This is a genomic window from Geodermatophilus bullaregiensis, from assembly GCF_016907675.1.
Taxonomy (GTDB): Bacteria; Actinomycetota; Actinomycetes; order Mycobacteriales; family Geodermatophilaceae; genus Geodermatophilus; species Geodermatophilus bullaregiensis.
Genome location: NZ_JAFBCJ010000001.1, coordinates 4,204,287 through 4,217,498, shown reverse-complemented (window position 1 = coordinate 4,217,498; position 13,212 = coordinate 4,204,287). Strand labels below are relative to the sequence as shown.

At 75.6% G+C, this 13,212-nt stretch carries 12 protein-coding genes; 1 reads left to right on the top strand and 11 read right to left on the bottom strand.

All coding sequences use genetic code 11. From position 1 onward, the window contains the following. Positions 1-6 precede the first annotated feature (6 nt). The 8 genes from JOD57_RS20230 to dusB all read right to left on the bottom strand — a co-directional run bounded on the left by JOD57_RS20230 (position 7) and on the right by dusB (position 8,829). Positions 7-588, bottom strand: coding sequence for a hypothetical protein (locus JOD57_RS20230; RefSeq protein ID WP_204693655.1), 582 nt, complete (start codon positions 586-588; stop codon positions 7-9). Continuing rightward, entirely contained in the window at positions 585-2,468 is a 1,884-nt protein-coding gene (dnaG, locus tag JOD57_RS20225; RefSeq protein ID WP_204693654.1) for a DNA primase, read from the bottom strand. The genes JOD57_RS20230 and dnaG overlap by 4 nt, the downstream gene beginning before the upstream one ends. Positions 2,469-2,631: 163 nt before the next feature. After that, complete coding sequence (locus JOD57_RS20220) at positions 2,632-3,144, bottom strand: hypothetical protein (protein WP_204693653.1); 513 nt, start codon at positions 3,142-3,144, stop codon at positions 2,632-2,634. Between the two features lie 13 nt (positions 3,145-3,157). Next, on the bottom strand, positions 3,158-3,781 hold the full coding sequence (locus tag JOD57_RS20215; protein ID WP_204693652.1) for a YdcF family protein: 624 nt from the start codon (positions 3,779-3,781) through the stop codon (positions 3,158-3,160). Positions 3,782-3,848: 67 nt separating this feature from the next. Next, the gene (ppdK, locus tag JOD57_RS20210; protein WP_204693651.1) at positions 3,849-6,560 is read right to left on the bottom strand and encodes a pyruvate, phosphate dikinase; all 2,712 of its coding nucleotides are present in this window, start codon (positions 6,558-6,560) and stop codon (positions 3,849-3,851) included. A 238-nt stretch (positions 6,561-6,798) separates the two neighbouring features. After that, the gene (locus JOD57_RS20205) at positions 6,799-7,095 is read right to left on the bottom strand and encodes a hypothetical protein (RefSeq protein ID WP_204693650.1); all 297 of its coding nucleotides are present in this window, start codon (positions 7,093-7,095) and stop codon (positions 6,799-6,801) included. A 127-nt stretch (positions 7,096-7,222) separates the two neighbouring features. Beyond that, positions 7,223-7,678, bottom strand: a complete 456-nt coding sequence (locus JOD57_RS20200; RefSeq protein ID WP_204693649.1) for an Rv0361 family membrane protein — start codon at positions 7,676-7,678, stop codon at positions 7,223-7,225. Continuing rightward, positions 7,675-8,829: a tRNA dihydrouridine synthase DusB gene (gene dusB / locus JOD57_RS20195; RefSeq protein ID WP_307824815.1), complete on the bottom strand. Its 1,155-nt coding sequence runs from the start codon at positions 8,827-8,829 to the stop codon at positions 7,675-7,677. Before dusB ends, JOD57_RS20200 begins: the two co-directional genes overlap by 4 nt. A gap of 117 nt (positions 8,830-8,946) precedes the next feature. Here dusB and JOD57_RS20190 point away from each other — a divergent pair, with 117 nt between their 5' ends. Next, positions 8,947-10,131 carry a glycosyltransferase family 9 protein gene (locus JOD57_RS20190; protein ID WP_204693648.1) on the top strand — a complete coding sequence of 395 codons (1,185 nt, stop codon included), beginning with the start codon at positions 8,947-8,949 and terminating at the stop codon, positions 10,129-10,131. On the opposite strand, the gene JOD57_RS20185 is transcribed toward JOD57_RS20190, so the two are convergent. The 3 genes from JOD57_RS20185 to JOD57_RS26495 all read right to left on the bottom strand — a co-directional run bounded on the left by JOD57_RS20185 (position 10,101) and on the right by JOD57_RS26495 (position 13,057). Further along, entirely contained in the window at positions 10,101-11,519 is a 1,419-nt protein-coding gene (locus JOD57_RS20185; protein ID WP_307824814.1) for a glycine--tRNA ligase, read from the bottom strand. The genes JOD57_RS20190 and JOD57_RS20185 overlap by 31 nt on opposite strands. A gap of 98 nt (positions 11,520-11,617) precedes the next feature. Next, positions 11,618-12,673: a hypothetical protein gene (locus JOD57_RS26500; protein ID WP_204693647.1), complete on the bottom strand. Its 1,056-nt coding sequence runs from the start codon at positions 12,671-12,673 to the stop codon at positions 11,618-11,620. 108 nt (positions 12,674-12,781) lie between these two features. After that, on the bottom strand, positions 12,782-13,057 hold the full coding sequence (locus JOD57_RS26495; protein ID WP_204693646.1) for an antibiotic biosynthesis monooxygenase family protein: 276 nt from the start codon (positions 13,055-13,057) through the stop codon (positions 12,782-12,784). Positions 13,058-13,212: the final 155 nt, after the last annotated feature.

Genomic DNA, 13,212 nt, shown 5'->3' with positions numbered 1-13,212 from the left:
ACGACGTCAGTCCGGCCGGTCCCCCGCGACGGCCTCCTCCAGCTTGCGGCGGGCGACCTCGCGCGCCTCCGGGTCACCGCGGTCGGCGTCGTCGTCGAAGACGACCGTCCACTCGCGCGCGGCCTGACCGGGCACCCGCCGCGCCACGAGCACCACCCCGCCGCCGTTCGGCAGCGGCGTGCGTCGGCTGGCCACCACGGTCTCGTCGACCCGCCGGCGCACCACGGCCGGCAGGTCGCCGGCGTCGCTGAGTGCGTGCCGCTGCTCCTGCTCCCGCGCCTGTACGCCGGGCTCCACCTCGGTCAGCGCGACCACCGCGAAGCTGCCGCCGCCGTCGTTGGTCGCCGTCCACCGGGCCGCGCCGACCTCGTGCCAGCGCAGCACGTCCACGGCGCCCGCCTCGTCGAGCGCCAGACCGGCCGGCACCACCCGCAGGCCGCGGCTGGTGGCCACCAGCCAGCCCTGCCCGCGCACCAGCTCGCCCCACGCCAGCACCCGCTCGTCGTGGTCGGCCGATGCCTGGACGACGGCGCGCACCGGCTCCGGCGGGCGGGCGAGGCGGCGGCGCAGCAGATCGGCGAGCCTCACTCGCCCAGCCCGCCGATCGCCCGCTTGCGCAGCGAGATGGCCTTCTGCTCGAGCGCCATCAGCTGGGTGAACAGGCGCATGTACGCGTCGCCCTGCTCGACGGGGTTCATCCGCTGCAGCTGCCCCTTGATGGCCGCCACCTGCCGGTTGGTGTGCATCTCCTCCAGCCGGGCCAGCACCGCCGACACGTAGCCGGCGTCGGCCTCCCCCACCGAGCGCAGCGGCTCGACGGCGAGCGCGGTGAGCATCGCCCGGGCGGTCTCCCGGTCGCAGTGCGCGGCCACCTCGTCGAGCCACGCCGGCCCGGTCACCTGCGCGGCCGCCGCTCCCCCGGCTCCGGCCACCGCCGCGGCGACGGCGGCGTGGTCGGGGTCGGTGTAGGCCTCGGCCGGCACCGCGTCGAACGAGGGCCCCGCGATCTCGGGCACCTGCAGCGCCGCCTTCACCGCCTCGCGCTCGACGGCGACGGCGGCGTCGTCCGGCGTCCGCTTGGGCACCCGCGGCCGGGAGCGCGACGGGGCGCTCCCCTCGCCGGTGATGCGGCGCACCCGCTCGAGCACCTCGGCCTCGTCGGTGTCGCCGATCAGCCCGGCCAGCCGGCGGGCGTAGGCCGGGCGCAGCGCGTGGTCCTTGACCTGGGCCAGCAGCGGCGCGGTCCTGTCGAGCGCGGCGACCCGGCCCTCGACGGTGTCGAGGTCGTAGTCGGCCAGCGTGGTGCGCAGGACGAAGTCGATCAACGGCGTCCGGCGGGCCACCAGGTCGCGGACGGCGGCGTCGCCGTGCTCCTGGCGCAGCTCGCAGGGGTCGCGGCCGTCGGGCTCCACGGCGACGAAGGTCTGCGCGACGAAGCGCTGGTCCTCCTTGAACGTCTTCATCGCGGCGGCCTGCCCCGCGGCGTCGCCGTCGAAGGTGTAGACGACCTCCCCGCGGAACTCGTCCTGGTCCATGAGCAGCCGGCGCAGCACGCCGATGTGCTCCGCGCCGAACGCGGTCCCGCAGGACGCGACCGCGGTGGTCACCCCGGCCAGGTGGCAGGCCATGACGTCGGTGTAGCCCTCGACGACGACGGCCTGGTGGCGCTTGGCGATGTCGCGCTTGGCCCGCTCGATGCCGTAGAGGACGGTGCTCTTCTTGTACAGCGGCGTGTCGGGGGTGTTGAGGTACTTCGGGCCGGGGTCGTCGGGCGCGAGCTTGCGGGCGCCGAAGCCGATGACGTCGCCGGTGATGTCCCGGATCGGCCACACCAACCGGCGGTGGAACCGGTCGATGAGCGTGCCCCGCGAGGACTCCTTGGCCAGCCCGCCCAGCACCAGCTCCTGCTGGGTGTAGCCCTTCGCGCGCAGGTGGCGGGTCAGCCCGTCCCACCCGCCGGGGGCGAACCCGCAGCCGAAGTCGACGGCGACCTGCCGGTCGAACCCCCGGTCGGCGAGGAACTGCCGGGCCGGCGCCGCCTCGGGGCTGCGCAGCTGCTCGGCGTAGAACTCGGCGGCCGCGGTGTTGGCCGCGACCAGCCGCGCCCGCTGCCCGGCCTGCGCGCGGTCGGGCGCCCCGGTGGGCCGGCCGCCGTCGTCCTCGTACCTCAGGTCGATGTCGGCCCGCCCCGCCAGGCGCTCGACGGCCTCGGTGAACGAGAGGTGGTCGATCTGCTGGACGAAGCTGATGACGTCGCCACCGGCGCCGCACCCGAAGCAGTGGAAGAGGTTGCGTGCGGGCGTGACGTGGAACGACGGCGACTTCTCGTCGTGGAACGGGCACAGCCCCTTGAGGCTGCCGCCCCCGGCGCGCTTGAGCTGCAGGTGCTCGCCGACCACCTCGTCGATCCGGCTGCGCTCGCGCACCAGCGCGATGTCCGCTGCCCGGATGCGTCCCCGGCCGGCCATGTGCCCCCTCCGTCGTGCTGCTGCCGGGACGCCCGCGCGCGCCCCGCACCGATCATCCCCCGTCGGGACGGCGGGAGCGGCCACCGTCCCCAGGCCGCTGCGCGCTGGTCGATCGACCGGCTGCGGCCCGATCGCTCCCCAGCGATCGTCCCCGGCCGCGGGCTCAGCTGCCCCCTGCCGCGGCGGCGCCGCCCGCGACCGCGGCCGTCGTCGCGGCCTCGTCGCGGCGGCTCATCACGAGCCCGAGCCACAGCAGGAAGACCTGGTGGTCCAGCGGCAGCGACTCGTCGGCGGTCAGTGTCGGGCGCGGTGACCAGCCGCCCGTCGTCCCGGTCTCGGCGACCACGCGGTCGCCGTCGAGGTACCGGTGACCGCCCTTCCAGCGGGACACGACCTCCGACCGCAGCGTCGTCCCCTCCAGGTCGGCCTCCCAGGTGCCCTTCCAGAACGACGTCTGCCGGGCGCGCAGGCGGGCGGCGTCCTCCGGCTCGCCCGCCCGACGGGCGGTGAGCGTCCCCCTGCTCTTCGCGAGCACCCACTCGCGGTCGCCGACGACGGCCGTGGCCGCCTCCTTCCACCTCGACGCCCGCAGCGTGGCGACGACGAGGCCGTCGCACAGCACGGGCAGGACGCCCTTCCCCGTGCCGCCCCGACCGGCCTTGCCCAGTTCGAGCACGGTCCCTCCTCACTCAGCCGATGCCCGGCGCCCCCGCCACGCTCTCGCCGGTCGCCCGGTAGAGCAGGTAGGCCGCCGTCTCCCTCAGGATGTAGCGGAACTGCGTGGTGCGCGTCTGCACCGCCGGGCCCTGCCGGGTCGGGGAGCTCTCCACCTCCATCCCGGCGTCCTCGGCCATCCGCTCGGCGCGCATCGCGTGCCACGGGTCGGTGACCAGGACGGCCGTCGACCAGCCGCGCTCGGCGTAGGCCGTCCCCACCGCCCGCATGCTCTCCAGCGTGTCCACGCCCTCGGGGACCGCGAGCAGCGAGTCGGCCGGCACGCCGGCGTCGACGAGGTAGTCGCGGCCGGCCTCGGCCTCGGTGAACGCGTCACCGGCCGCCTTGCCGCCGACCGTGACGACGACCGGCGCGACGCCGTCCTCCCACAGCGACAGCGCGTGCTCCAGCCGGGCCTCGAAGATCGACGACGGGACGCCGTTGTACTGCGCCGACCCCAGCACCACGATCGCGTCGGACGACGGCCGGGCGTCCCCCCGCGCGGTGTACCAGATGGCGGCCGCGGTGGACGCGACGAGCAGCAGCGCGGCGAGCACGACGGCGCCGACCATCCGCGACAGCAGCGCCCCCACCCGCATCCCCCATGGGTATCACGGAGCGGGCGCGCGGCGTGGCCACGGGGACCGGTGTGGCGCGTGTGCCGTCTCAGGACCCGGCGCGACCGCCGCCGAGCGCCGCCCGGCCGGCCTCCAACCGCGCCACCGGCACCCGGAACGGCGAGCAGGAGACGTAGTCCAGGCCCACCTCGTGGAAGAAGTGCACCGAGTCCGGGTCGCCGCCGTGCTCGCCGCAGACGCCGAGCTTGAGGTCCGGCCGCGCCGCCCGGCCCTCCGCGACGCCGACCTCCACGAGCCGCCCGACGCCGGGCAGGTCCAGCGACTCGAACGGCGAGACGCCGAAGATGCCCTTGTCCAGGTAGGCGTGGAAGAACGCGGCCTCCACGTCGTCCCGGGAGAAGCCCCAGGTCATCTGGGTCAGGTCGTTGGTGCCGAAGGAGAAGAACTCCGCCGACGAGGCGAGCTCCGCGGCGGTCAGCGCGGCGCGCGGCACCTCGATCATCGTGCCGATGAGGACGTCGAGCTCGGCGCCGCACTCCTCGAACACCGCGGCCAGCACCTGCTCGGACTCCTCGCGGATGGCCTCCAGCTCCTGCACCGCCCCGACCAGCGGGATCATGATCTCCGGCCGGGGGTCGCCCCCGGCCGCCTTGCGCTCGCAGGCCGCCTCGGCGATGGCCCGCACCTGCATCGCGAACAGGCCCTTGACCACCAGCCCGAGCCGGACGCCGCGCAGCCCGAGCATCGGGTTCTGCTCGTGCAGCCGGCGGACGGCGGCCAGCAGCCGCAGGTTGCCCTCGTCGGGGTGCCCCTGCGCCTCGGCGACCGCCACCCGCACCGACAGGTCGGTGAGGTCGGGCAGGAACTCGTGCAGCGGCGGGTCGAGCAGCCGCACCGTCACCGGCAGCCCGTCCATCACCTCGAAGATCTCCAGGAAGTCCTGCTTCTGCAGCGGCGCCAGCGCGTCGAGCGCGGCCTGCTTGCCCTCGTCGTCCTCGGCCAGGATCAGCTTCTCCACCAGCTGGCGCCGGTCGCCGAGGAACATGTGCTCGGTCCGGCACAGGCCGATCCCCCGGGCACCGAACCGCCGGGCGCGGGCGGAGTCCTCGGGGGTGTCGGCGTTGGTGCGCACCTCCAGCCGCCGCGCCCCGTCGGCGTGGGCGAGGATCCGGTGCACGCTGCGCACCAGGTCGTCGGCGTCGGCGGACCCCGGGTCGATCTCGCCCTCGAAGTAGCGGACGACGGCGGAGGCCTCGACCGGTACCTCGCCGAGCCACACCCGCCCGGTGGACCCGTCGATCGAGATGACGTCGCCCTCCTCGACGGTGACGCCGCCGGGTGCGGTGAAGCGGCGGTTCTTCGTGTCGACCTGCAGCTCCTCGGCGCCGCAGACGCAGGTCTTGCCCATGCCCCGGGCGACGACGGCGGCGTGCGAGGTCTTGCCGCCGCGGCTGGTCAGGACGCCCTCGGCGGCGATCATCCCGGACAGGTCGTCGGGGTTGGTCTCCCGCCGGACGAGGACCACCCTCTCCCCCCGGTCGGCCCACTGGACGGCGACCTCGGAGGAGAACACCGCCCGGCCCACGGCGGCGCCGGGCGAGGCGTTCATCCCCTGGGTGAGCTGGGTGGCGTCCCCGCCGGAGACGAACCGCGGGAACATCAGCTGGCCCAGCTGCTCGCCGGTGACCCGCCGGACCGCCTCGTCCATGTCGATGAGGCCCTCGTCGACCAGCTGGGTGGCGATGCGGAACGCCGCCGCCGCCGTCCGCTTGCCGACGCGGGTCTGCAGCATCCACAGCTTGTTGCGCTCGACGGTGAACTCGATGTCGCACAGGTCGCGGTAGTGCGACTCCAGCGTGCTCATGATCGACCGCAGCTCGCGGTAGGCGCCCTCGTCGATCCGCTTGAGGTCGGGCAGCGGCACGGTGTTGCGGATGCCGGCGACGACGTCCTCCCCCTGCGCGTTCTGCAGGTAGTCGCCGTACACGCCCTGCTCGCCGCTGCCCGGGTCGCGGGTGAAGGCGACGCCGGTGCCGGAGTCCATGCCGAGGTTGCCGAAGACCATGGCGACGACGTTGACCGCGGTGCCGGCGTCGCTGGGGATGCGCTCGCGGCGGCGGTAGAGGATCGCCCGCTCGGAGTTCCACGAGTCGAAGACGGCGTTGATCGCCAGGTCCAGCTGCTCGCGCGGGTCCTGCGGGAAGTCGCGACCGCACTGCTCGCGGACGATGGCCCTGAACCGGCCGACGACGTCCTCGAGGTGCCCGGCATCGAGGTCGAGGTCGAGGTCGGTGCCCTGCTCGTGCTTGACCTCGTCGAGGGCGTGCTCGAACAGGTCGCCGTCGATGTCGAGGACGGTCTTGCCGAACATCTGGATCAACCGGCGGTAGGAGTCCCACGCGAAGCGCTCGCTCCCGGACTGGGCGGCCAGCCCGCGGACCGACTCGTCGTTGAGTCCGACGTTGAGGACGGTCTCCATCATCCCGGGCATGGACGCCGCGGCGCCCGACCGCACCGACACCAGCAGCGGGTCGTCGGGGTCGCCGAGGGTCTTGCCCATCGACTTCTCCAGCGCGGTCAGGTGCTCGGTCACCTGGCCGCCGAGGTCGGGCGGGGTGCTGCCGTGCTCGAGGTAGTAGCGGCAGGCGTCGGTGGTGATGGTGAACCCGGGCGGCACCGGCAGGCCCAGGTTGGTCATCTCCGCGAGGTTGGCCCCCTTGCCGCCGAGGAGGTCCTTCTGCTCCTTGCTGCCCTCGCTGAAGTCGTAGACCCAGGTGGCCGTCCCGGTACCGCTGCCCACCGTGCACCTCCGTGCTCGTCCGCCGGCTGACCCCTCGCCTGCCGGGGACGGCGCCCCGGGGTCCCCCGTCCGCCGCCCCGGCGAGCACGGCTCCGAGTGCCGCGTCAGGTAGACGTCTCATACGTCCGCTCGGAGCCAGACAGCGATCGTGGCCCACCGGCCGGGGACGCGCCAGACCCGGCGGGCGCGCAACCCGGGCGGACCACCCGGGCGGAGGAGGGCCGGCCGGCCGGTGAGGTCAGCCGACGACCAGGAAGCCGAGGACGGCGAAGGCGACGGTCAGCAGGCAGACCAGGATCCCGACGTAGAGGCTGGTCCGGTTGACCGGCGACGGCGGCGGGGGGACGTAGTTCGGGAAGCCGGTGGCCAGCGTCCCCTGGGGCAGCCGCGCGGACTGCTGGGGCGAGGGCGCGAACTGCGGCTGGGGCGGCAGCTGCACCTGGCCGGGGAAGACGATCTGGGTGGGCGCGGCGGGCTGCTGGACGGCGGTGCCGGCGGGGACGTGTGGTGCGGGCTGGTACGGCGGCTGCGACAACGTGGTTCCTCTCGAGCAGGCCCCGCTGGACCTCCGGTCGGGGGCGGCGCACATCGTGGCAGCCGCCGACCGGGGCGAGAAGGGATCCCGGCGCGGCTCGCTGGCGCCGGGACCGCGGGCCCCGCGGTCAGCCGGCGGGGGTGGAGCCGCAGACCCTCGGGCCGTCCTCGAGCACCACGCTCACCGTCGTCTCGGTGCTCGTGCCGCCGTCGTCCCACCGGACGAGGACCTGCTGGGCGGCCGTGCCGTCGACCTCGCCGGCGGTGACCTCCTCGATCCGCGCGGTCCCGGGCTGCGCGTACCCGGCGGCGGTCTCCTCGGCCGCGCCGCGCTCGCGCTCGGACTGGCACAGCAGCCCGCCGGCGGTCTCGGTGTCCCCCGCCTCGAGAGCGGCGAGGAAGACGCCGACCACCTCCCGGGCCTGCTCCTCCCCGCTGCCCTTGACCAGCGGGAGGGCGACCACCGCGGCCACGCCGACCACCACCGTGCCGCCGAAGACGCCCAGCAGCAGACCCCGACGGCGCCGCGGTGTACCGGTGTGCAGCGCCTCCGGGTCCTCGTCGTAGAGGTACGCGCCGCTCATCCGCCGCTCGTCCCCAGCTCCGCGCCAGCCGGCGGGCGGGGGTCGTCGCGGTCGGCCAGCCAGCCCTCGGGGAGGGCCACCGGGCGCGGGCTGCTGGTGCGGCCGCGGGGCCCGCCGAGGACCGCCGCCGGGTAGGGCTGGTCCTCGATCCGGTCGAGCAGTCCGGCCAGCTCGTCGAGGGAGCTGACCATGGCCAGCGCCCGGCGGACCTCGGAGCCGACCGAGAACCCCTTGAGGTACCAGGCCACGTGCTTGCGGAAGTCGGTGCAGCCGTGCAGCTCACCCTGCCCCTCGCTCAGCAGCGCGGCGTGCCGGTACATGACCGCGGCCACCTCGCGCAGGGTGGGCAGCGCGCGGCGCGACTCCCCGGCGAAGGCGGCGGCCAGGTCGCCGAACAGCCACGGGCGGCCCAGGCACCCCCGCCCGATGACGACGCCGGCACACCCGGTCCGTGCGACGAGCCGCAGGGCGTCGTCGGCCTCCCAGACGTCGCCGTTGCCGAGCACCGGGATGTCGACGGCCTCGACCAGCCGGGCGATCGGCGCCCAGTCGGCGGTGCCGCTGTAGAGCTGGTCGGCGGTGCGGCCGTGCAGGGTGATCGCGGCGGCGCCCTCGTCCTGGGCGATCCGCCCGGCGTCGAGGTAGGTGACGTGGTCGGCGTCGATGCCGATGCGGGTCTTGACGGTCACCGGCACGTCGCCGGCCGCCCGCACGGCGGCGCGGACGATGTCGCGCAGGAGCACCCGCCGCCAGGGCAGCGCCGAGCCGCCGCCCCTGCGGGTCACCTTGGGCACCGGGCACCCGAAGTTCAGGTCGACGTGCGCCGGGCGGGTGCCGGCGACCTCCTCGTCGACGAGCATCTCCACCGCCCGCCCGACGGTGGCCGGGTCGACGCCGTAGAGCTGCACCGAGAAGCCGGCCGCCGCCTCCTCGGGCGTCGCCCGGATCATCCGCAGCGTCTTCTCGTTGCGCTCGACCAGCGCCCGCGTGGTGATCATCTCGCAGACGTAGAGGCCCGCCCCGAACTCCCGGCACAGCGTGCGGAACGCCGGGTTGGTGATGCCGGCCATCGGCGCGAGCACGACCGCGGGGTCCACGGTGAGCGGCCCGAGCCGCAGCGGGGCGACCGCCGGCGCCAGGGTGCTCGTCACGCCGTCCAGGGTAGGTGGCCGCAACCGGTGTCCGTGGTCACCCGCGGGAGGGCCCGCCGCATGGACGGCGTCCGCGCTGGGCAGGGGGTGCTCCCGCCCCCGAGCCCAGGAGCACGCGTGCCGAGGTCCGCTCCGCTGTCGCCCGCGGGCGCGCTCGTCCCCGGCGTCGAGCGGATCGCCGTCCTGCGGGCCAACTGGCTCGGGGACCTGGTGCTGACGCTGCCGGCGCTGGCCGCGCTCCGGGCGGCCTACCCCGACGCCGAGATCACCTACCTGGGCGCGCCTTGGCACCCGGAGCTGCTCGCCGGGCGCCCGGGCCCGTGGGACCGGGTGGTCGTCGTCCCGCCGTGGCCCGGCGTACGGGACGCCCCGGGAGCCTCCCGCGACGGCGCCGAGGTGCACGAGTTCCTCTCCGGCCAGCGCGACGAGGGCTACGACCTGGCGCTGCAGCTGCACGGCGGGGGCGGCAACTCCAACCCGTTCGTCGCCGCCCTCGGGGCCCGGGTGACCGCCGGCGCCCGCGACGTCGGCGCCCCGCCGCTGGACCGCTGGCTCCCCTACTGCTCCGACCAGCACGAGGTGCTGCGCTGCCTGGAGGTCGCCGGCCTGGTCGGCGCGGTGCCGACGACGCTCGAGCCGCGCCTGGCGGTCACCCCGGAGGATGCCGCGGCGGCCGACGGCGTCCTGCCGCCCGGGCCCGAGCCGCTGGTGGCGCTGCACCCCGGCGCCCAGGACCCGCGGCGCCGGTGGCCGGCCGAGCACTTCGCCGCGCTCGCCGATGCCCTGGCCGGCGAGGGGACTCGGGTGGTGCTCGTCGGCGCGGGCGACGCCGACCGGCGCACGGCCGACGCCATCCGCGCGGCGGCGGCGGCTCCCCTGCTCGACCTCGTCGGCCGGCTGCCGCTGGGCGCGCTGGCCGGCGTCCTCGCCCGCTGCCGGCTGGTGGTCGCCAACGACTCCGGGCCGCGGCACCTCGCCGAGGCGGTCGGGACGGCGACGGTCGGCGTCTTCCTGGAGCGCAACCTGCTCAACGCCGGGCCGCTGACCCGCCGGCGGCACCGCGTCGCCGTCTCGGCCGCCACCGACTGCCCCGCCTGCGGCGCCGACCAGCGCTGGGGGCGCTGCGGGCACGACCGGTCACTGGTCGCCGGGATCCCGGTCGCGACCGTGCTGGCCGCCGCCCTGGACCTGCTGCAGCACCCCGGCCCCGCGGTGCACGCCGCGGTGCGGTTCCGCGGAGGTGCACGGGGCACCTCCGCGGAACTGCCCGGTCAGCAGCCGGGCAGGCGCGCGGCCAGGTAGGTCTCCACCTCGTCGAGGGCGATCCGCTCCTGGCTCATCGAGTCGCGCTCCCGCACGGTGACCGCCTGGTCCTCGAGGGTGTCGAAGTCGACGGTGAGACAGAACGGCGTGCCGATCTCGTCCTGGCGGCGGTAGCGGCGGCCGATCGCACCGGCGTCGTCGAAGTCGACGTTCCAGTTGCGCCGCAGCTGGGCGGCGAGGTCGCGCGCCTTCGGCGAGAGGTCGGCGTTGCGCGACAGCGGCAGGACGGCGGCCTTGACCGGCGCCAGCCGCGGGTCCAGCCGCAGCACCGTGCGGGTGTCCACGCCGCCCTTGGCGTTGGGCGCCTCGTCCTCGGTGTAGGCCTCGACGAGGAACGCCATGAGCGAGCGGGTCAGGCCGGCCGCCGGCTCGATGACGTAGGGGGTCCAGCGGGTGTTGGCGGCCTGGTCGAAGTAGGTCAGGTCGACGCCGGAGTGCTGGGTGTGCGTGGACAGGTCGAAGTCGGTGCGGTTGGCGATGCCCTCGAGCTCGCCCCACTCGGAGCCGGAGAAGCCGAAGCGGTACTCGATGTCGACGGTGCGCTTCGAGTAGTGGCTCAGCTTCTCCTCCGGGTGCTCGTAGTGCCGCAGGTTGTCCGGCGAGATGCCCAGGTCGGTGTACCAGCGGGTCCGCTCGTCGATCCAGTACTGGTGCCACTCCTCGTCGCTGCCCGGCTCGACGAAGAACTCCATCTCCATCTGCTCGAACTCGCGGGTGCGGAAGATGAAGTTGCCCGGCGTGATCTCGTTGCGGAACGACTTGCCGATCTGGCCGATGCCGAACGGCGGCTTCTTGCGCGCCGCACCCATGACGTTGGCGAAGTTGACGAAGATGCCCTGCGCGGTCTCCGGGCGCAGGTAGTGCAGCCCCGACTCGTCCTCGACCGGGCCGAGGTAGGTCTTGAGCATCATGTTGAAGTCGCGCGGCTCGGTCCACCGGCCCGCGACGCCGCAGTTCGGGCAGGTGACGTCGGCCAGGCCGTTCTCCGGGAGCCGGCCCTTCCTCGCCTCGAACTCCTCCTCGAGGTGGTCGGCCCGGAAGCGCTTGTGGCAGTTCTGGCACTCGGTCAGCGGGTCGGTGAAGACGCCGACGTGACCGGAGGCGACCCAGGTCTGGCGCGGCAGGATCACCGAGGAGTCCAGGCCGACGACGTCGTCGCGGCGCTGGACGACGGTGCGCCACCACTGCTTCTTGATGTTCTCCTTCAGCTCGACGCCCAGGGGCCCGTAGTCCCAGGCGGAGCGGGTGCCGCCGTAGATCTCACCGGAGGGGAAGACGAACCCCCGGCGCTTGCAGAGGTTGACCACCTTGTCCAGGCGGGCGGGGTCGTGCGGCGCTGTCGACGTGGTGGTGGTGCGGGCGCTCACGGGCTGGGGGCTCCATCCGGCTGGCGGTCGGCGAGTTGACCTGCCCACGGTAGTCGGCCTGCCGGCGCCCCCCGACCGGTCCGCTCGGGCCGGTCCGCTCAGGCCGAGGTGTAGCCGCAGACGGCGGGCCGGCCCCCCTCGGCGACCACCGTGACGACGAACTCGCGCGCCGCGCCGTTCTCGAGCGTCACCGCGAAGACGACCTCGTCGACGTCCCCGACGGGAGCCGCGTCGATGGCCCGGCCCTCGGCGATGCGCCCGCCGAGGAAGGTCTCGAAGTCCGCCTGCAGCGCGGCGGGGTCCGGGATCTGGGCCTGCCCGCCGGTGCACAGGTCGGCGTAGGCGGCGTCGGCCTCGCCGTCGACCAGCGACTGCACCCAGCCGGCGGCGACCTCCGGGCTGTCGGGCACGTTCAGCGGCCCGCCGCTGTCGCCGCCGCTCGGCGTGGCCGCGCCGCCGCCGAAGCCCCCGCCGGACGACCCGGGCGAGGAGGAGGTGGACGACGAACTCGCCGAGCCGGACGAGGACGGCGGGGCGGTCGCGGTCGCGGTCGCCGACGACGGCGCGGCGACGTCGGCGCCGGAGTCGTCGCGACCGAGCAGCACGGCGGCCAGCACGCCGCCGCCGACCAGCAGGAGGACCAGGGCGACGAGGAGCCCGACCAGCAGGCCGCGGCGCTTCTTCCGCGGCGGCGGGGCGCCGTACCCGGGCGCGCCGTAGGGCGGCTGCCCCGGGGGGCCGAAGCCGGGCGGTCCGGAGCCGGGCGGTCCGGAGCCGGGCTGCCCGTACGCGGGGCCGCCGTAGCCGGTCCCCGGCGGGCCGTAGCCAGGGCCGGGCCCGCCCCAGCCAGGCTGCCCGCCGGGGCCGTACGGGCCGGGCTGTCCGGAGCCGGGGCCGTACGGGCCGGGCTGGCCGGGGAACGAGCCGGTGCCCGCCCCGCCGGGCCGGCCGCCGGGGACTCCGGGCTGGCCGCCGACCGCGTCCACCCGCAGGGTCGGCGTGCGCTGGTCGGGCGGCCCGGGCATCCGGTCGGTCGGCTGGTCGGGCGGCAGCTGCGACGGGGACGGCGGCACCGGCCGGCCGGGCACCGGGGGCAGGTGCAGCTCGCGGGTGCGGTCGACCGGCGTCCCGTCGTCCTGCGGCGGCTGGCTCATCGCGCCCGTCCTCCCGGCTGCCGGATCCCTGTCCGACGCAGGCTACGCACCCGTCGGGCCCGCCCCCAGCCCCGAGACCGCGCAGGGCCTCACCCCGGGCGCAGGGCCTCATCCCGGGAGGTAGGCCCCGGGCTCGTCGAGCGCGTGCACCCACACCGGCGCCCCGGCGATCTTCACCTCGGCGGCCGACAGCGCGCGGCGATAGGCACCGACCCCGTCCCAGCGGGTGACCAGCGCCCACAGGGACGGGTCGTCGGCGGCCTGCCCCACCTCGCCGCCGCGCCAGCCGGGCCGGGTGGCGAGGACGGCCAGCAGCCCGTCGACGGCGGTTCGCAGCTCCGCGGCGTCGTCCGGGGACACGCGCAGCCGGGTCACCGCGAACACCGCACCTCGCCGGGGTGCGCCGGGCCGCGCCGGGGCGGGGGGCCGTCGGGTCGTCGTCTCCGCACAGCCGTCCACTCTGCGCGCCGCCGTCGCCGGCTGCCCGGCGGGCAGGTGCACGCGCCGCGCCTGAGGCGCTGGCCGGGGTCGGTCGCCGT